Source organism: Arthrobacter sp. zg-Y820 (genome assembly GCF_030142155.1).
Classification (GTDB): Bacteria; Actinomycetota; Actinomycetes; order Actinomycetales; family Micrococcaceae; genus Arthrobacter_B.
In genome coordinates, this window is sequence record NZ_CP126247.1 from 3,264,965 (window position 1) to 3,281,837 (window position 16,873).

A 16,873-nucleotide genomic window follows, 5' to 3' on the forward strand; every position below is an offset into this window, starting at 1 on the left:
GAACAACCATTACTCGAGTTAAAGGACTTTGATTGTGGCTACAGCCGCGCAGTGGTTAGAAGGAGCCCGCCCCCGCACCCTGCCGATGGCGGTGGCGCCAGTCATCATCGGTACGGCCGCGGCGTACGATCTGGGTTCCTTCAAGCCCCTGCACGCCGTCCTGGCGGCGCTGGTGGCGATGCTGCTGCAGGTGGGCGTGAACTACGCCAACGACTATTCCGACGGCATCCGCGGCACTGACGACAACCGGGTGGGCCCGCTGCGGCTGACCGGTTCCGGCGCGGCGCCCGCCAAGCAGGTCAAGTACGCGGCCTTCGCCTGCTTCGGCGTGGCCATGGTTGCCGGGCTGGCCCTGATCATCCTGTCCTCCACCTGGTTCCTGATCCTGGTGGGCGTGGGCTGCGTCGCTGCGGCCTGGGGCTACACCGGCGGCCGGAACCCCTACGGCTACATGGGCCTGGGCGACATCTTCGTGTTTGTTTTCTTCGGCCTGGTGGCAACCCTGGGCACCACCTACACGCAGGCCGGGCAGGTCAGCGTTCCGGCGCTGATCGGCGCCGTGGGCACCGGACTGATTGCCATGGCCCTGCTGATGGCCAACAACGTGCGGGACATCCCCACCGACCGGGAAGCCGGCAAGCGGACCCTGGCTGTGCGGCTCGGCGACGAGGCCGCCCGGATCAGCTACGTCATGATGCTGGCGCTGGCCATCCTGCTGCCGCTGTTCCTCGCGGCTGACTATCCCTGGGTGCTGCTGGTGCTGCTGCTCATCCCGGCCTGCCTGATGCCGAGCTGGCTCATGCTCAAGGGCAAGAAGCGCCGGAGCCTCATCCCTGTGCTGCAGCAGACCGGGCTGATCAACCTGGGCTTCGCCCTGCTGTACAGCCTCGGACTGGTACTGACCCGGGTGCTCGCCTAGCTTCCGGCTGACGTTTCGCGGCGGTTAGTTGTCGCGGGGCTTGCGGTCGTTGTCGATCTTGATGTCGGGGTGGGCATCGAGCATGCTGTCTTCGGCGCCGGCGTCCTCGAGCTCGCCGCGGTTGCGGGTCGGGGGCGCGTCACCGTGGAAGCGCTTTTGCACGTTGCGGGCTGCGGCGTCGCGCATGTCGCGGAAGAACAGGTACGTGACGCACCAAGCGAGGACTGCTCCGACGATCGCCGAGAGCACCAGGCCCAGGCCCAGCCAGACGCATGCTGCGAAGAAGATGGCCACCAAACCAAGGCGGAGAGCGGTAAATTTCCAGAAAGCCACAGGGCCATTCTAGTTCCTCTTCAGCTTTGGGATGTCGTCGCTTCGGCCTCCGGGCCATAACCGACCCGCCCGGTCCGAACCGGGAAGACACAGCTGTGCCCTGCTCCACTACAATTGGTTCATGCCTCGCCTCGTGCTTTTCGGTGTCATCATCGTCGCCGCCGTAATCATCTACGCCATCATCGACTGTGTCATGTCCCGGGCCCAGGAGGTGCGCAGCATCTCCAAGGTCGCCTGGCTCTTCACTATCGTGCTGCTGCCGGTGCTCGGCGCCCTCCTGTGGTTCCTCTTGGGCCGCCCGAGAAGCGGTCCGGCGCCCAAGAACCGGGCACCCCGCCATCCCACCGCCCCGGACGACGACCCCGATTTCCTGCGCAACCTCGAGATCCGGCGCCGCCAGCAGGCGAAGGAAGCAGAGCTGAAGCGACGTGAAGCCGAGCTGCGGGCGCGCGAGAAGCAGTCCGGGCACAAGAAGAACGACGACGAAAAGCCCAGCGCCTAGAAGCCTGCCTTAGCTCGACTCCAGCGAAACCCGCCTTCCGGCCAATCCGGGGGCGGGTTTTTTGTTGGTGCGGGGCCGGGCTTCCGGTTGGCGGGGCCGGTTTCCGCACTGGTTCCCACCGCTTGTTGACCCGTGGGGCTGATGTGGTCACACCAGTCACACCAGCCTCAAAGACTGGGAACCCGTGCACCCCGGACCACACCCCGGGCTCCCGCCGGCCCCCGGACCACACGCCGCCCCGCCCCGGCGCCGCCCCGGACGCGCAGCGACCCAGCGACCCGGCGACCGCCCCGCGCCGGCAACAACACGAGACAGCAAAAAACCCGCCTGCCGGCGAACCGGGAGGCGGGTTTGGAGCTGCGGGCACCGGGCCCGCGGGAAATCGAACGGGTCAGACGCCGGAGTAGCTGTGCAGACCGGCGAAGTACACGTTCACGATCGTGAAGTTGAAGATGATGCACAGGTAGCCGACGATCGACAGCCAGGCGGCACGGGTGCCGGTCCAGCCGCGCGTGGCACGGGCGTGCAGGTAACCGGCATACACGACCCAGATCACGAAGCTCCAGACTTCCTTGGTGTCCCAGCCCCAGTACCGGCCCCAAGCCTGCTCGGCCCAGATCGAACCGGCCATCACGGTGAAGGTCCACAGCACGAAGGCGACGGCGTTGATCCGGTAGGCGAAGTTCTCAAGGCTCTGCGCGGAGGGCACGATCCGCAGGAACGCCAGCTTGGACGCTCCGCCGGCGCGGATCTTGGACTCGCGGTCGGCCTGCAGCAGCTGCAGCACGGACATGGCGAAGGTCAGCGTGAACAGCGCCGACGCAATGACGGCCACCGAAACGTGGATGACGAGCCAGTAGCTCTGCAGCGCCGGAATCAGGTGGGCCACCGGCGTCGGGAAGCCAATCGTGGCCACCATCATCATGATCAGGACCAGGGCCAGCACCAGGGTTCCCAGGAAGCGCAGGTCGCGCCGGAGCAGGACCAGGAGGAACACCACGGCCACCACCAGGGCGCCGGTGGTGCAGAACTCGTACATGTTGCCCCAGGGCACGCGGTGAGCCGCGAGGCCGCGGGCGACGACGGCGGCAGTGTGGATCACTGCGCCCAGGACCGTGAGGGCGACGGCGACGCGAGCGCTGTTGCGGCGGGCCCCGACGTAGCCCATGGAGGCGTCGGCGGTCTGTGCCACCGGTGAGCCGTCGGCGTCCCAGCCGCGGACGTTGCCGTCAGCCAGATAGCTGTCGTCGCCGGAGGTTCCGGAGCGGCCGGAACCCGTGGAGCGCGAACCGGACACCGCCCCGGCCGGAACCGCTGCGGAGCTCTGCTGCGTCAGCTTGGACTCCACTGCCTTGATGGCCTTGCTGCTCTGCGCGAGGTCCCAGGTGAAGGCCAGGAACGCCACCGTATAGGCGAACGCCGCCAACAGCATGAACAGCTCGCTGTACTCAGCGAGGGTGTAGTCAATGGAGGGCATTACGAGTCCTTACCTGTTTCCTTCTCCTGAGCGGCTTTGCTGTCCGCCGCTGATGCTCCGGGCGCTGAGTCCCGGCCTGTGCTGTGTGCTCCGGTATCCGGAGCGGATGTATCCCCCGCGCCATTGTCCTCCACCGCTCCGCTGCCCGCCAACCACTGCTTCTCCAGCAGGGTCCGGACGGCGGCTGCCTCGCTGGTGAGGCGCTGGTCTTCGCCGCGTGCCAGCAGGCCGTATTCGACCATGATGCGCCCGTCTTCATGGGTGCCGGTGCGGATCCAGACCCGGCGCCGCGCCAGGAACAGGGAAGCGGCCAGGCCGGCGAGCGAGAGCGTGGCAAAACCGAGGACCCACATCTTGGCCGGGTCATAGTGGATGTCCAGGGCGGCGTAGCGCTTGATGCCCTCGAACGTGATGGATCCCTTGCCCTCGGGCAGGTCGTACGTCTGGTTGGCGCCGAGGACGATGCCGCCGGCGTCCAGGGTGCGACTGTTGAGCTCGGTCAGGTTCTCGGTGTCGAGCACGTAGACGTTGCTCGGCACTCCTTCGTCCAGGCCGAGGTCACCGTAGTAGGCGTTCAGGTTCAGCTGGGGGTTGAACGGATCCGGATCGCCGGAATAGGAGACGCCCTGCTCATCCAGCATGGCCGTGGGCAGGAAGAAGCCCACAAAGCCCAGCTGGTCCGGCTTGGCGTCCGGAGCCTTGATCACCATCAGGGAGGTGTACATTCCGTCGCTGGGGACCGTGACAACCGGACCCTGCAGCGCAACGTTGCCTTCGCCGTCGCGCACCGTGACGACGGGCGCGTACCCGTTGCCCACCAGGTAGACGCGGCTGCCGCCCACGGTCAGCGGCGCGTTGACCTTCAGCGTTTCAGCGTGCTCGGCGGCGTCCGGGCTCTCCTTCACGGTCATCTTGGCCTCAAAGTCGAGGGGCTGGCCGTAGTGGGTCTGGGATTCCCGGTCGAACTGGACGTTGAACTCGTCGAGCTTCAGCGAGTAGGGCTCCAGCTGCTCCTCGGTGAAACTGGTGCCGGGAGTGAACGAGTCGTAGCCGACCAGGGTGTTGACGAACGACTCCCCCTCCACCACGATCTTCTGGCCGTTGTAGCCGAACAGCCCGCCGACGGCGATTGACACCAGCACGCCGATCAGGGCGGTGTGGAACACCAGGTTCCCCACCTCCTTGGCGAAGCCGCGTTCCGCGCCCACGGACGGCCGGGCGCCGTCGAGGTCGCGGACGTCCACCCGGTAGCCGCGCTTGCGCAGCAGCTGGGCCGCCTGTTCGACGGCGGAGCCGGCGGTCAGGCCCGACGACGCCGGGATCACCAGCGTGCCGTATTCCGGCAGCCGGGACAGGCGCTGGGGCGTGCGGGGAGGCTTGGACCGCATGGCCCGGTAATGGGCTTTCGCCCGCGGAATGACGCAGCCGATCAGCGAAACGAACAGCAGCAGGTAGATCGCGGAGAACCAGACGGAGGAGTAGACGTCAAAGAGCTGGAACCGGTCCAGCCACGGGCCGGTGTCCGGGTTGTCCTTCAGGTACTGGGTGACGACGGCGGGGTTGGCCGGCCGCTGCGGAAACAGCGATCCCGGCACCGCCGCCACTGCCAGCAGCAGGAGCAGGAACAGCGCCGTGCGCATGCTGGTCAGCTGGGTCCAGGCCCAGCGCAGCAGGCCCAGCGGTCCGAGGGAGGGCAGCTGGACATCGCCGGCGCCGCCCTTGCGGCCGCCTTTGCCGCCCTTGCCGCCTTTGCCGCCCTTTCCGGACGCGCCGGCAGCACTGCCGCCGTTTTTCTCGGCTTCGGTCAAAACATCCGGTTCACGGTTCAACTGGTTCTCATAGTTCTTTGAAGGGTTCATGCTGGGCAGGAGCTTTGCCAGACTGCGGTTCAAGGTTCATCAAATCGGCAGGGTCACACTATCCAACCAACCTTGGAGATTGTTGATCCAGATGTTCCAGACACCTGTGAGCATCAGGACGCCCAGGACAATGAGCATGCCGCCGCCGAACCGCTGGAGGGCGAGCCGGTGCCGGCGGAAGACGCCGAGCGCACCCATCCCCCGCCGGAATCCCAGCGCGATGAGCAGGAAGGGAAGCCCCAGGCCGAGGCAGTAGATGAAGGTCAGGAAGGCGCCCTTGGCGGCCGTGGCGTCATCACCGGAGAAGGAGAGCAGCTGGACGGCGGACAGGGTCGGGCCCAGGCACGGCGCCCAGCCCAGCCCGAAGGTGATGCCCAGCAGCGGCGCGCCCCAGAGCCCCGCCGGCGGGCGGGCGGCGATTTTGCGGTCCCGCTGGAACCAGCTCAGTCCGCCCATGAAGACAATGCCGAGCAGGATGATGGCCGCTCCCAGGACCTGCGGAATCCAGGCCTGGTCGGAACCGCGCAGCCAGCCGCCGAGCTGCCCGACGCCGGCACCGATGATGACGAAGACGGCGGAGAATCCCAGCACGAACAGACCGATCCCGGCCAGCATCCGCCCGCGGCGCTGCTTCTGCAGATCGACGCCGGTCAGCCCGGTGACGTAGCCCAGGTAGCCCGGGACCAGCGGCAGCACGCACGGTGACAGGAACGACACCAGCCCGGCCAGGGCGGCAACGGGAATGGCCAGCAGCATGGACCCGTTGAGGATGGTCTCGGCGAAGACATTGGCTGCGGGCAGGGCTGCCGCGGGAACGGCGGCGGTTACGGCGGAGGGCACCATACCGGCTAGGCTGCCAGCGCGTCGGAGATCAGGGCCTTCAGGGTGCTCTTGTCCGCCAGCCCGAGGATGCGGGCGGCAACGCGGCCTTCGCGGTCCAGCACCAGGGTGGTGGGAACGGCCGACGGCGGCACGAACTGCGTCATGGCCAGCAGGATTCCGCCGTCCTTGTCCTGGAAGCTGGGATAGGGAATGCCGAAGGAGCGTTCAAAGGCTTCAGCCGTGCTGCGCTCGTCGCGGATGTTCACGCCGTAGAAGCGTGCCCCCTCGGGCTCGAACATTCCGTGCAGTTCCACCAGGTCCGGAGCTTCCTTCCGGCACGGGGCGCAGGCCGCATACCAGAAGTTCAGAACCACCACGTCGCCGGCGAATTCGGCGGATGAGACGGCGGTGCCGTCAAAGAGGGTGCCCTCAAGCCGCACCGCTTCACCGCGCTGGTCTGCGGCATACTCGGTGACCGATCCGTCCCCGGCGATGTAGTTCTTGTTGTCGCCGGCCTTGGCCTGGGCAGCCAGCGGATCCTCGACGGCGCAGCCCGCTGCTGCTGTCACCAAGGGCACGCCAAGAGCCAGGCCGGCGCCGAGCTTCAGGAAGGAGCGGCGGCGCATGGCATCCGGCTGGGGAGTGCTCTGAGGGTTTTTCAACTATTTCCAGCTTTCATCGCGGCGGGGCGGCCACTTCTACAACGCGTAGTAAGTCTATTATGCGCCCGGAATATTCGCAGCACCGGGCAGAAGGTCGGCGGAGGGCTCCGCATACCGGACCCCGATCAGCTTGTCGCCGTCGAACTCCAGCGTAGTGACCGAGGTCAGCGTGCACTGGCGCTGGCGGGGATCGTGCCAGAGCTTGCGACCCTCGGCGGCAAGCCGCGTGACCCAGATGGGCAGCTGGTGGCTGACCAGCACGGCCTCGGCTCCGTCCCCGCCCAGTACAGCGGCCTGCATCCGGGCATCATTGACGGCGGTCATCACGCGTTCCACCTGGACTGCGTACGGTTCACCCCAGGACGGCTTGAAGGGGTTGTACATCAGAGGCCAGTACCGCGGGTTCCGCAGCCGGCTGGTGACGCCGGAAAGGCCTTCGAAGCGGTTGGTCGCTTCCAAGATGCGCTCGTCGGTGGTGATTTCCAGCCCGAGGGCGGCCGCGATCGGCGCCGCCGTCTCCTGGGCCCGGGTCAGCGGTGACGCGACCAGATGCACCAGCTTCGCGCCGTCGTTCTTCCGGCTTTCAAAGTGGCCGGCCACCCGGCGGGCCATCTGCTCCCCCAGGTCGGACAGGTGGAACTCGGGCAGGCGCCCGTAGAGGACTCCGTCCGGATTGAAAACTTCTCCATGGCGGACAAGGTGGATCGAGGCTCGGGACATGTCGTTAAGTTTCGCAGAGAGAGCGCGCTGAACTAAATCTGCTAAATACTTGAAGCTTGAACGAATCCGTGCAACAGTAGATGCAAATGCATGAACATGCACCGGGGTTCCGCCCCGGCACCCACCAGCAACAGGAGAACAGCATGACCCCCAACGGGCTCACCACCGGTACGTGGAACCTCGATGCCTCGCACAGCGAGATCGGTTTCACCGTCCGTCACGCCGGCATCAGCAAGGTGCGCGGAAGCTTTGACAAGGTCACGGCCGTGATGGAAATCGGTTCCTCCATCGAAGAGTCGACCATCAACGCCGTCATCGACGCCGCGTCGTTCAACTCGAATGACGCCAACCGCGATGCCCACGTCAAGGGCGCCGACTTCTTCGACGTCGAGCAGTTCCCCGAACTGACGTTCGCCGTCACCGGCGTCGAAGGCTCCGGTGAAACCTACAAGGTTGCCGGGGACCTGACGATCAAGGGCACCACCCTTCCGGTCATCCTGGACACGGAGTTCAACGGCGTGGCTGTGGACCCCTTCGGCGCCACCCGCGCCGGATTCTCCGGCACCACCGTCATCAGCCGCAAGGACTTTGGCCTGACCTGGAATGCCGCACTGGAAACCGGCGGCGTCCTGGTCGGCGACAAGGTGACCATCAGCGTCGACGCGGCGTTTGTGGCGGCAGCCTGAGCCTGCCTCCGCGCACGGCCTGAACAGGCCACCTCAAAGGACATTCCGGCCACCGGCCGGGGTGTCCTTTGCCGTTTCCCCAAACCGCGTGTCCGCGATCGGCCGAGCCCCGGCGACGGACGGCGCACGCCGCGATAGGCTGGAGAAATCCGGTTGTGGTTCCCGGCCGAGATCCGGGGCTTCGGCCGACCGGAATCTCGCGGTGCCTGACCGCACCCGACACCCAGGACCCAGACACCGCTGGAACGGAAGGACCCTCACATCCGACCGAAGCAGCGTCTGCACCAACTAGCAAGTAGGCGGCAATGAGCACACCTCCGAATAGTCCGGACCCCCGAGACCCGAACCGTCCCCGAGATTCCAACACTGCCGCCGACGAGCCGAAGTACGGCCAGCGGCTCCCCCAGACTCCCCAGCCGGGGCAGCCGGGGCACGGCCAGGGACAGTACGGCCAGAACCAGCCCGGCCAGAACGACCAGCCCTACACCCCGTACGGGCAGCCGGGGATGCCGAATGCCGCCGGGCAGCAGACTCCGTCCTCCGGGCAGCCTTACGGACAGCAGCCGTATGGACAGAACCCCTACGGGCAGCCGCAGAGCCCGTACGGCTATCAGTCGGCGCAGCCCTCCGGGTATGGGTATCCGGGCCCCGGGCAGGCCCCGGGCAGCAAAGGGGCACCGCCCCGCGAGGTCATGACCGGATTCTGGCTGATCCTGGCCGCCGGGATCCTGACCCTCATCTACATGATCGCCTCATCGCTTTCCATCTCGGCGGCAGATATTTTCAGCACGGTGTCCCCCGAGGACCGGCAGATGTTTGAAGACGCCGGCATGACGGAAGAGACGGTGCGGAGTTTTGCCGCCACCACCGGGATCGTCATGTCCCTGATCGTCCTGGGCATCTACGTCCTGATCGCTTTCCTGATCCGCAGCGGCAAGAACTGGGCGCGGATCATCGGAACGGTCTTTGCCGCGTTGTCCGTCGTCGGCGTGCTGCTCTCCCTGGTGACCGGTCTGGCGTTCTCCTCCCCCATCGAGCTGATCTCGTTGCTCGGTTCGCTTGCCGGCATCGCCGGGATCGTCATGCTCTACCGCCCGCAGGCGCAGCCGTACTTCCAGTCGCGGCCGCGGTTCGGTCCCTACTAAGCGGTACGCCTCAGCTGCCGATCAACGGCACGGTTCAACGGCGAAAGGGTCGGTCCGGAAAACGGGCCGGCCCTTTTTGTCACCTGCGCAGGCTTCAACCGTCCTCTTCTGGTCACACCGCAGGGGAAGCGCTGTAGCGTTTGATCACCCGCTGGGATGGCAGCTCAAACCCGGCGCGGAGCGTATCCCTTTTCCCGAAGGCGGCACCGAGGATGAGTCCACTTCACGCTTCCCCAAATCCACTGCGGCGCCGTGTGCAGGTGCTCGGCAAAAAGGCCCGCGGAGCCCTCGGCTCCCGTATTCGGTCCCTCCGTCGGCGGCGGCGCGCAACCACTTGGCCGACAGTGGCCGTGATCCCGCCAAGGGTGGAACCGGTGACGACCCTGACAGCGGAACCGGAAGGGGCAGAATCGGCGGAGGCTGAAAGGGCGGTGGCAACCCTGACGGCGGAACCGGAAGCTGAAACGGCGGAGGCAGAACCGGCGGTGGCAACCCTGACGGCGGAACCGGAAGCTGAAACGGCGGAGGCAGAACCGGCGATCGAAACGACGGCCGAGATCCTGATAGCCGAACCGATGATCGAGGAAACTCCGGCGGACCCGGACCCGGACCCCGGGACGGCGGTGGCAACAACCCTGACGGCGGACCCGAAACCGGAGCCCGAGACGGCGGTGCCAACCCTGGTCTCGGAACCGGAACCGGAACCGGACCCGGAGCCCGAGACGGCGGTGCCAACCCTGACGGTGGACCGAGAGCCAGAAACGACCCCCCTGACGGCTGATGAACCGGCGACGGCCACGGCGGTGCCGACCCTGACGGCAGAGCCGGCCCTCGAGACAACGCCGTCGGACCCGGGCCTGGGCCCGGAGCCCCGAACGGCGGTGGCGACCCTGACGGCGGAACCGGAAACGGACCCGGCCACACGCTCCGGGACACCACCGGACGCACCACCCATCACAGCACCTGAAACCCCGCAGATGCCTCCCGGCGAAGAGGCGGCTGCACTCCCCCTGTCCGGCCGAATCCCGTTTGGCCGCACGGCGGGCGGCGTTTCAGTGCCCGCACCGCCCGCAGCCACTCCACGGCCGGCGGTGCCGGCACGGATTCCCTACCGGGAGTGGAAGGGCCGACGTCCGCGGGCAGTGGGACTGTCTTTTGCCGCCATCGTGATGGCCGGCATCATCAGTCTCGGCGGAGGCATAGCGGCGAGCCGCGCCCCGGTCACGGAACCTCCGGCCTATGCCGGCCTGCTCGAGATATTCGGCGTCGACGCCGCAGAATATGTAACCACCATCCAGACGGTCACACTCGCCACCGCCCTGGTGGTCTTCGGTCTCTATCTGCTGGTCGCCGTCCTGATACGGGAGGGCCGGAACTGGGCGCGCATCGGCGCCTCGGTCTTGGCTCCCATGGCACTGGTAGCGACCATGCAGGCCGCGGCCGTGTTGCAGGTGTTTGCCGTGCTGGTGGCAATCGCGGGACTCTCGCTGCTCTATCTGGACGAATGCAACAGGTACTTTCGACCCCGGCGCAGCCGGTACTTGAGTATGCGCTGACCGCGAGGCTAGGTGGCCAGCCGGGACCGGGCTTCGGAGGCGATGTCCGAGACTTGGGCCCGCTGTGCGTGATAGGCCAAAATCTGCAATTCGGTGGCCATGTCCACCTTGCGCACCTGAACGTGGTCCGGAACCTGCAGCACCACTGGCGCGAAGCTCAGAATACTGGTGATGCCGCACGCGACCAGCCGGTCGCAGAGGTTCTGGGCCACGTCGGCGGGGACGGACAGGACGGCCATGTTGGCCTTGGCACGGTCCAGGACGCTTTCCATGACGTCGACGGAACTGACGCGCAGCCAGCCGACTTCCTGTCCGATCACCAGCTGGTCGGCGTCGAACAGGGCAACCACCTCAAATCCGCGCGACCCGAATCCCGGATACCCGGCAAGGGCCCTGCCCAGGTTTCCGGCACCGACGATCGCCACCCGCCAGTTCCGGGTCAGGCCCAGGGCGGCCGCAATCTGCTCGCTGAGGTAGGACACGTCATAGCCCACGCCGCGGGTGCCGTAGGAACCCAGATAGGAAAGGTCCTTGCGGAGCTTGGGGGAATTAACCCCCGCCGCTTCCGCCAGCTCATCCGATGAGACCCGCTCAATGCCCTCGCCCAGCATGCTGCTCAGCGCCCGCAGGTAGATCGTCAGGCGGGCCAGCGACGCAGGCGGAATATGCCGGGCGGTAACTGCACCGGCCGGTCGGCCTGGTTCCTCGGAGATGCTCACATGTCCCTATCATTTGTTGGGTACTCCCGCGGCGGGCGCGAGCCTGTGCCGCACCTGATGCTGCCCGGTACGCCAGGTCTACCCGGTTTTCCCACTCTAAGCCCGAGGCAGGGCGGGACAAAGCCCCGGATCCTAGGCTCCCAGGAGCCGGCGGATCCGAGCCTCATCAAGCTGCCAGAAATCACGCTGGACCCCGTCGATCAGGAGCACCGGTATCTCCTCCCCAAACCGGGACGTCAGTTCCGCATCGCCTTCAATGGACTGTTCGCGCCAGCTGATGGCGAGGTCAGCACGAATCCGTTCCAGAACCGCACGGGCCGCTTCGCACAGGTGGCAGCCCGGCCGGGTGAGCAGGAGGAGATCTGGGGACGTGTCCGAGGAGGTCATACTTCTAAAATAGCCGCCCGGTCCAGTACCTGCGTTCCGCCGAACGGGCGACCGTGACCCCGGCGACTTAATGCGTAGACTCAGGGGTATGCCCCGAACCACCGCAGTACGAGCCGCCGAGCCTCCAGCAGCGGCGGTCAAACCTGGCGAGGCTGCGTTCTTTGATGTGGACAACACCCTGATGCGGGGAGCCAGCCTGTTCCATGTGGGCCGCAAGATGTACCAGCGCAAGGTTTTCACGCTTCGGGAGGCGTTTGGCTTCGCCCGCAAGCAGGCACGGTTCATGCTGCAGGGCGAGAACCTCAAGGACGTGCACTCGGTGCGCGACGCCGCCCTGACTTTGGCCACGGGCCTCGCCGCGGCAGATATCAGGGTCCTCGGCGAAGAAGTCTACGACGAGATGATCGAATCCAAGATCTGGCCGGGAACCCGGGCGCTGACCGAGCAGCACATGAAATCCGGCCGTCCCGTCTGGCTGGTCACCGGCACGCCCGTTGAGGTGGCTTCAGTGATCGCGGACCGGCTGCACCTGACGGGCGCCCTGGGAACTGTGAGCGAAATCGACGACGGGCTTTACACGGGCCGTTTGGTGGGCGAATTCCTGCACGGCCCGGCCAAGGCCGAAGGCGTCAAGGTCCTGGCGGAAAAAGAAGGCCTCGACCTGGGCCGCTGCTGGGCCTACAGCGATTCCTACAACGACGTGCCCCTGCTCAGCATTGTCGGGCACCCGGTGGCCATCAACCCGGACTCCCGGCTGCGCCGGCATGCGCGGGACCGCAATTGGCCCATCTATGACTTCCGCTCGGGACGCCGGGCCGCCACCCTGGGCTTGAAGAGCGCCACCGTGGCCGGGGGCGCCTACGGGCTGTGGCGGGGCTTCTCCTGGGTCAGGTCCCGCTAGCGCCGGGAAGGCGCCCGCGCGTTTAAACAACAAACCCGCCGGCTCCGAAGTGCACGGCGGGTTTGTCCAGGAAAGATCCTGGTTACTTCTTGTTGCGACGCTGGTGGCGGGTCTTGCGAAGCAGCTTACGATGCTTCTTCTTGGCCATACGCTTGCGGCGCTTCTTGATTACTGAACCCACAGAGTCCTCACAAACTTGAAATAGTCAGACGCCGGCTCCAACGCTTCGGCACCGTTGGCACCCGCGCGTCGACACCGGCAGATAGTTGCCACGATGTAAAACGTTCTTTAACAGGGTACCGCCTCGCCGCGGTATCCAGTGACAGCGCTACGCAGTGTCCGAGCGACGGTCAATCACGGCGTTTTTCAGCACCTGCTGGACCGCTGATTCGGGCACGCGGTAGGAGCGCCCGAAACGGACAGCGGGCAGCTCGCCCGAATGCACCAGCCGGTACACGGTCATCTTGGACACACGCATGACATCCGCGACCTCTGACACGGTCAGAAACCGTACGTCCGAGAAATTGCCCTCGTCTGCCATTTGCCTTGAGTTCCTTTGCTGATGTGCAACAACCGGCTGCAATGCAGCGTCAATCCGAAGACGCGGGTGCCTGCTGGGGACTGCCACTGGGTTTAACCGTCCGGTCTTCCACTCTAGTGTCTGAGGTCACCATAGTGGAAGTTCACCCGCCATCTTCAGCCGTCGACCGACCGCTTCCGCCGGGGTGCGGCGGGTTAGATTACGCCTTGGGCGAGCATGGCGTCGGCCACCCGCACGAAGCCGTTGATGTTCGCCCCCACCACGTAGTTGCCGGGAGAACCGTATTCCTCGGCCGTTCGGGCGCAGTTGTCATGGATGTTGACCATGATTTCCGTCAGCCGGCGCTCGGTGTGTTCAAAGCTCCACGAATCGCGGCTGGCATTCTGCTGCATTTCCAGCGCCGAAGTAGCCACTCCGCCCGCGTTCGCAGCCTTCCCGGGCCCGAAGAGCACATTGGCTTCCTGGAAGGCTTCAATGGCCTTCGGCGTGCAGGGCATGTTGGCCCCTTCGGCAACCGCGACAACCCCGGACTTGATCAGGGAGCGGGCGTCGCCGTCGTCGAGCTCGTTCTGGGTGGCGCACGGAAGCGCCACCGCCGCGCCGGCGTCCCAGATGGAGCCGCCGGGCACGTAGGTCGCTGAGCTGCCGCGGCGCTTGGCGTAGTCGGTCATGCGTCCGCGCTCGACCTCCTTGACCTCCCGCAGCAGCGCAACATCGATGCCCGTCTCGTCCACCACGTAGCCCTGCGAGTCCGAGCAGGCCACCACATTGGCGCCGAGCGACTGGGCCTTGGCGATCGCATTGATCGCCACGTTGCCCGAGCCGGAGACGATGACCCGCTGCCCCTCCAGGCTCAGGTTCCGGGTCTTGAGCATTTCCTCCACAAAGAGCACAACGCCGTAACCGGTGGCCTCGGGACGAACGAGGGAACCGCCCCAGCTGACGCCCTTGCCGGTCAGCACGCCGGATTCGTAGCGGTTGGTGATCCGCTTGTACTGGCCGAACAGATAGCCGATCTCGCGGCCGCCCACGCCGATGTCGCCGGCCGGGACGTCGGTGTATTCACCGATGTGGCGGTAGAGCTCGGTCATGAAGGACTGGCAGAAACGCATCACTTCGGCGTCGGACTTGCCGCGCGGGTCGAAGTCGGATCCGCCCTTGCCGCCGCCGATCGGCATGCCGGTCAGCGCGTTCTTGAAGATCTGCTCAAAGCCGAGGAACTTGACGATCCCCAGGTACACGGAGGGATGGAACCGCAGGCCGCCCTTGTAGGGGCCGAGGGCCGAGTTGAACTCGACGCGGAAGCCGCGGTTAATCTGCACCTGGCCGTGGTCATCCACCCAGGGCACCCGGAAGATGATCTGGCGCTCCGGTTCGCAGATGCGCTGCAGAATGGCGGCTTCCCCGAACTCAGGATGCTTGCGGAGCACCGGTTCCAGAGTGTCGAAAACTTCGACGACTGCCTGATGGAATTCGGTTTCACCGGGATTGCGCCGGAAAACGTCGTCGCGCACGCTGATGAGTGTTGAGTCCATGGTTGTTATTGCTCCTTCGAGTATTTCCCACGTACTACGCTAGCGGTCCGGTGCCGGGCCTGCGACGTGTGACGGGGGAAGACGCCCTAGGAGCGACGACGTCGGAACTTCGGGAACTGCCCCAGCAGATCGGCGGCGCGTTCGGCCGCCCTGCCCACGGTGCGTCCCAGATGCTGCGCGGCGACCGGATCCCCGCCGACCGGCTGCGCTTCGGCGCTTCCGGATTCCAGTGCGGCTGCCGCGGCCGCCGCTGCCGTGCGGGGATCAGCTGTGCGGGACTCGGCCATGCGGGAGTCAGCCGACGACGGCCGGCCGGCAAACAGCTGCCGTCCGGTGCGGGCCGTCCCCGAGTTGTTCCCGGCGGGACTGATCCCCGTCGCGGTGGCCACTGCGGCCACTGAAGCGAGCCGTGTGTCGGGAGTCTTTGCCGCTTGGAGCGACGGAAGGTCGAAGGCCCGGAGCCACAGCACGATCTCATCTAGCGGAGCGGTCTGCAGCGAGTAGTAGCGTTTCTGTCCTTCGGCCCGCATGCTGACCAGGCCGGCCTCCCGGAGGACCTTCAGGTGCTTCGAGACGGTGGGCTGGCTGACTTCCAGCTCTTCCACGAGGGCGCCCACGGATTTATCTCCGCTGCGCAGCGCCCCCAGCAGCTCACGGCGGGTGCCTTCCGCAATGACGGCAAAAACATCATCGATGACCATGACACCCACTTTATCCGTTCCCCGGCCAAAGGCCGGTTTCGCTGCCGGGCCGGTCCGCAGCTGCGCCGCCGCGGACCGGTTTGCCTAGTCGAACCAGGGATCAAGGCCATGCAGCGGAAAGACTTCCTTGCGGGTGGCCATCACCGTGCGGTCGATCTCGTCGTTGGGGTCGTAGCCGACTTCCCAGGACCGCCACCACAGCTCAATCCCGTCGCCCATCAGCGGCGGGGAATCCTCCCCGTACCGCTCCTTGACGTACTCCCGCCACGGTTCGGGGACCGGGGTGTTGCACCGGATGCGGCCGTTGGCCGCCACTGACATCAGCAGGCTCCAGGACCGCGGCACCACGGAAACCACGTTGTATCCCCCGCCGCCCGTGGCGATCCACCGTCCGCCGCAGAGGGTGGATGCAAGGTCGGCGATCGTCAGGGCCGCCTGCCGCTGGGTGTCCACGCTGAGCCGGAGGTTGGTCAGCGGATCATCGGTGTGGCTGTCGCAGCCATGCTGACTCACGATCACGTCCGGGGCAAAAGCCTCAGCCAGTTGCGGAACCACTGCATGGAAGGCCCGCAGCCAACCGCTGTCGCCCGTCCTGGCCGGCAGCGCAACGTTGACTGCCGTTCCTTCCGCGCCGGGGCCGCCGGTCTCATTGGCGAAGCCGGTGCCCGGGAAGAGCGTCAGCCCGCTTTCATGCAGGGAAATCGTCATGACCCGGGGGTCGTTCCAGAAGATGCTCTGGGTGCCGTCGCCGTGGTGGGCGTCGACGTCGATGTAGAGGACCTTGTTGGCACCGCCGGCGAGCAGCCGGGCGACGGCGGCCGCGGCGTCGTTGTAGATGCAGAAACCAGAGGCGTGCTCGGCGGCCGCGTGATGCATGCCGCCGCCGAAGTTCACGGCGTGCAGCACATCGCCGGAGAGGACGGCGTCGGCCGCGGCCAGCGAACCGCCCACGAGCCGCGCACTGGCGTCATGCATGCCGGCGAAAGCCGGATTGTCCTCGGTGCCGAGCCCATACTTTTCATTGGTGGACCCCGGATCCGCGCTGACGCTGCGGACCCCGGCAATGTACTCGCTGCCGTGCACCGTCCCGAGCTCCTGGTCACTGGCCACGAACGGCTCGCCCAGGGACACGCCCGGCAGGTCAAAGATCCCCAGGTCCCTTGCCAGCCTGGCGGTGAGGTCCAGGCGCAGCGGACTCATGGGATGGCCAAGCCCAAAGTTGTAGTCCAGCATGGCCTCGTGCCAGATGATGCGGGTCGGCATGACCGGAAGACTGAGTCCGCGGTTGATCATGCTGAACAGGCTACGCGATGTGCGCAATACTAGGAGACTGACACCGCGGCACGCCGCCGGACGCTGCCGGCAGCCGCATCGGTGGTTTACTACTGCGCGGAGCACCGCACCCCAT

19 protein-coding genes are annotated in these 16,873 nt (G+C 66.3%); 6 read left to right on the forward strand and 13 right to left on the reverse strand.

The features are described 5' to 3' along the window. Positions 1-34 precede the first annotated feature (34 nt). Positions 35-919, forward strand: coding sequence for a 1,4-dihydroxy-2-naphthoate polyprenyltransferase (locus QNO08_RS14885; protein WP_229964709.1), 885 nt, complete (start codon positions 35-37; stop codon positions 917-919). Between the two features lie 24 nt (positions 920-943). Here the strand turns inward: QNO08_RS14885 and QNO08_RS14890 are convergent, their stop codons facing one another. Next, a complete protein-coding gene (locus QNO08_RS14890; protein ID WP_229964708.1) occupies positions 944-1,252 on the reverse strand; it encodes a DUF4229 domain-containing protein in 309 nt (102 codons plus the stop codon). A gap of 121 nt (positions 1,253-1,373) precedes the next feature. Between QNO08_RS14890 and QNO08_RS14895 the strand changes: the two genes are divergently transcribed. After that, positions 1,374-1,754, forward strand: coding sequence for a PLD nuclease N-terminal domain-containing protein (locus QNO08_RS14895; protein ID WP_229964707.1), 381 nt, complete (start codon positions 1,374-1,376; stop codon positions 1,752-1,754). A 391-nt stretch (positions 1,755-2,145) separates the two neighbouring features. On the opposite strand, the gene ccsB is transcribed toward QNO08_RS14895, so the two are convergent. The 5 genes from ccsB to QNO08_RS14920 all read right to left on the reverse strand — a co-directional run bounded on the left by ccsB (position 2,146) and on the right by QNO08_RS14920 (position 7,294). Next, on the reverse strand, positions 2,146-3,231 hold the full coding sequence (gene ccsB, locus QNO08_RS14900; RefSeq protein WP_229964706.1) for a c-type cytochrome biogenesis protein CcsB: 1,086 nt from the start codon (positions 3,229-3,231) through the stop codon (positions 2,146-2,148). Continuing rightward, positions 3,231-5,090, reverse strand: coding sequence for a cytochrome c biogenesis protein ResB (resB, locus tag QNO08_RS14905; RefSeq protein WP_229964705.1), 1,860 nt, complete (start codon positions 5,088-5,090; stop codon positions 3,231-3,233). Before resB ends, ccsB begins: the two co-directional genes overlap by 1 nt. Before the next feature lie 39 nt (positions 5,091-5,129). After that, on the reverse strand, positions 5,130-5,933 hold the full coding sequence (locus tag QNO08_RS14910) for a cytochrome c biogenesis CcdA family protein (RefSeq protein ID WP_229964704.1): 804 nt from the start codon (positions 5,931-5,933) through the stop codon (positions 5,130-5,132). A gap of 5 nt (positions 5,934-5,938) precedes the next feature. Beyond that, positions 5,939-6,538 carry a TlpA family protein disulfide reductase gene (locus QNO08_RS14915; protein ID WP_229965045.1) on the reverse strand — a complete coding sequence of 200 codons (600 nt, stop codon included), beginning with the start codon at positions 6,536-6,538 and terminating at the stop codon, positions 5,939-5,941. Between the two features lie 93 nt (positions 6,539-6,631). Further along, positions 6,632-7,294 (reverse strand): histidine phosphatase family protein, encoded by a 663-nt coding sequence (locus QNO08_RS14920; protein ID WP_229964703.1) that lies wholly within the window; start codon positions 7,292-7,294, stop codon positions 6,632-6,634. Between the two features lie 143 nt (positions 7,295-7,437). Here QNO08_RS14920 and QNO08_RS14925 point away from each other — a divergent pair, with 143 nt between their 5' ends. The 3 genes from QNO08_RS14925 (at position 7,438) to QNO08_RS14935 (ending at position 10,681) form a co-directional block, all read left to right on the forward strand. Next, a complete protein-coding gene (locus QNO08_RS14925) occupies positions 7,438-7,980 on the forward strand; it encodes a YceI family protein (RefSeq protein ID WP_229964702.1) in 543 nt (180 codons plus the stop codon). 305 nt (positions 7,981-8,285) lie between these two features. After that, the gene (locus QNO08_RS14930) at positions 8,286-9,125 is read left to right on the forward strand and encodes a hypothetical protein (protein ID WP_229964701.1); all 840 of its coding nucleotides are present in this window, start codon (positions 8,286-8,288) and stop codon (positions 9,123-9,125) included. Between the two features lie 374 nt (positions 9,126-9,499). Continuing rightward, the gene (locus QNO08_RS14935) at positions 9,500-10,681 is read left to right on the forward strand and encodes a hypothetical protein (RefSeq protein WP_229965069.1); all 1,182 of its coding nucleotides are present in this window, start codon (positions 9,500-9,502) and stop codon (positions 10,679-10,681) included. Positions 10,682-10,689: 8 nt separating this feature from the next. Here QNO08_RS14935 and QNO08_RS14940 read toward each other — a convergent pair whose 3' ends face one another. Both QNO08_RS14940 and QNO08_RS14945 read right to left on the reverse strand, forming a co-directional pair. Beyond that, complete coding sequence (locus QNO08_RS14940) at positions 10,690-11,400, reverse strand: redox-sensing transcriptional repressor Rex (protein WP_229964700.1); 711 nt, start codon at positions 11,398-11,400, stop codon at positions 10,690-10,692. A 132-nt stretch (positions 11,401-11,532) separates the two neighbouring features. Further along, positions 11,533-11,787 carry a glutaredoxin family protein gene (locus tag QNO08_RS14945; RefSeq protein WP_229964699.1) on the reverse strand — a complete coding sequence of 85 codons (255 nt, stop codon included), beginning with the start codon at positions 11,785-11,787 and terminating at the stop codon, positions 11,533-11,535. Positions 11,788-11,875: 88 nt separating this feature from the next. Between QNO08_RS14945 and QNO08_RS14950 the strand changes: the two genes are divergently transcribed. After that, positions 11,876-12,688, forward strand: a complete 813-nt coding sequence (locus QNO08_RS14950; protein WP_229964698.1) for an HAD family hydrolase — start codon at positions 11,876-11,878, stop codon at positions 12,686-12,688. Between the two features lie 82 nt (positions 12,689-12,770). Here the strand turns inward: QNO08_RS14950 and QNO08_RS14955 are convergent, their stop codons facing one another. The 5 genes from QNO08_RS14955 to QNO08_RS14975 form a co-directional block, all read right to left on the reverse strand. Beyond that, positions 12,771-12,869 (reverse strand): 30S ribosomal protein bS22, encoded by a 99-nt coding sequence (locus QNO08_RS14955; RefSeq protein WP_003792170.1) that lies wholly within the window; start codon positions 12,867-12,869, stop codon positions 12,771-12,773. A 147-nt stretch (positions 12,870-13,016) separates the two neighbouring features. Beyond that, entirely contained in the window at positions 13,017-13,229 is a 213-nt protein-coding gene (locus tag QNO08_RS14960; protein ID WP_210227694.1) for a helix-turn-helix domain-containing protein, read from the reverse strand. Positions 13,230-13,423: 194 nt separating this feature from the next. Beyond that, positions 13,424-14,764: an NADP-specific glutamate dehydrogenase gene (gene gdhA / locus QNO08_RS14965; protein ID WP_229964697.1), complete on the reverse strand. Its 1,341-nt coding sequence runs from the start codon at positions 14,762-14,764 to the stop codon at positions 13,424-13,426. 86 nt (positions 14,765-14,850) lie between these two features. Next, complete coding sequence (locus QNO08_RS14970) at positions 14,851-15,465, reverse strand: ArsR/SmtB family transcription factor (protein WP_229964696.1); 615 nt, start codon at positions 15,463-15,465, stop codon at positions 14,851-14,853. Between the two features lie 84 nt (positions 15,466-15,549). After that, complete coding sequence (locus QNO08_RS14975; protein ID WP_442860460.1) at positions 15,550-16,758, reverse strand: acetoin utilization protein AcuC; 1,209 nt, start codon at positions 16,756-16,758, stop codon at positions 15,550-15,552. Between the last annotated feature and the right edge of the window lie 115 nt (positions 16,759-16,873).

Coding starts and splice junctions, on each gene's coding strand:
- QNO08_RS14945 (WP_229964699.1), bottom strand. CDS start 11,787: ATGACCTCCTCGGACACGTCCCCAGATCTCCTCCTGCTCACCCGGCCG.
- QNO08_RS14950 (WP_229964698.1), top strand. CDS start 11,876: ATGCCCCGAACCACCGCAGTACGAGCCGCCGAGCCTCCAGCAGCGGCG.
- QNO08_RS14930 (WP_229964701.1), top strand. CDS start 8,286: ATGAGCACACCTCCGAATAGTCCGGACCCCCGAGACCCGAACCGTCCC.
- QNO08_RS14915 (WP_229965045.1), bottom strand. CDS start 6,538: ATGCGCCGCCGCTCCTTCCTGAAGCTCGGCGCCGGCCTGGCTCTTGGC.
- QNO08_RS14975 (WP_442860460.1), bottom strand. CDS start 16,758: ATGATCAACCGCGGACTCAGTCTTCCGGTCATGCCGACCCGCATCATC.
- QNO08_RS14925 (WP_229964702.1), top strand. CDS start 7,438: ATGACCCCCAACGGGCTCACCACCGGTACGTGGAACCTCGATGCCTCG.
- gdhA (WP_229964697.1), bottom strand. CDS start 14,764: ATGGACTCAACACTCATCAGCGTGCGCGACGACGTTTTCCGGCGCAAT.
- QNO08_RS14895 (WP_229964707.1), top strand. CDS start 1,374: ATGCCTCGCCTCGTGCTTTTCGGTGTCATCATCGTCGCCGCCGTAATC.
- QNO08_RS14910 (WP_229964704.1), bottom strand. CDS start 5,933: ATGGTGCCCTCCGCCGTAACCGCCGCCGTTCCCGCGGCAGCCCTGCCC.
- QNO08_RS14920 (WP_229964703.1), bottom strand. CDS start 7,294: ATGTCCCGAGCCTCGATCCACCTTGTCCGCCATGGAGAAGTTTTCAAT.
- resB (WP_229964705.1), bottom strand. CDS start 5,090: ATGAACCCTTCAAAGAACTATGAGAACCAGTTGAACCGTGAACCGGAT.
- QNO08_RS14970 (WP_229964696.1), bottom strand. CDS start 15,465: ATGGTCATCGATGATGTTTTTGCCGTCATTGCGGAAGGCACCCGCCGT.
- ccsB (WP_229964706.1), bottom strand. CDS start 3,231: ATGCCCTCCATTGACTACACCCTCGCTGAGTACAGCGAGCTGTTCATG.
- QNO08_RS14960 (WP_210227694.1), bottom strand. CDS start 13,229: ATGGCAGACGAGGGCAATTTCTCGGACGTACGGTTTCTGACCGTGTCA.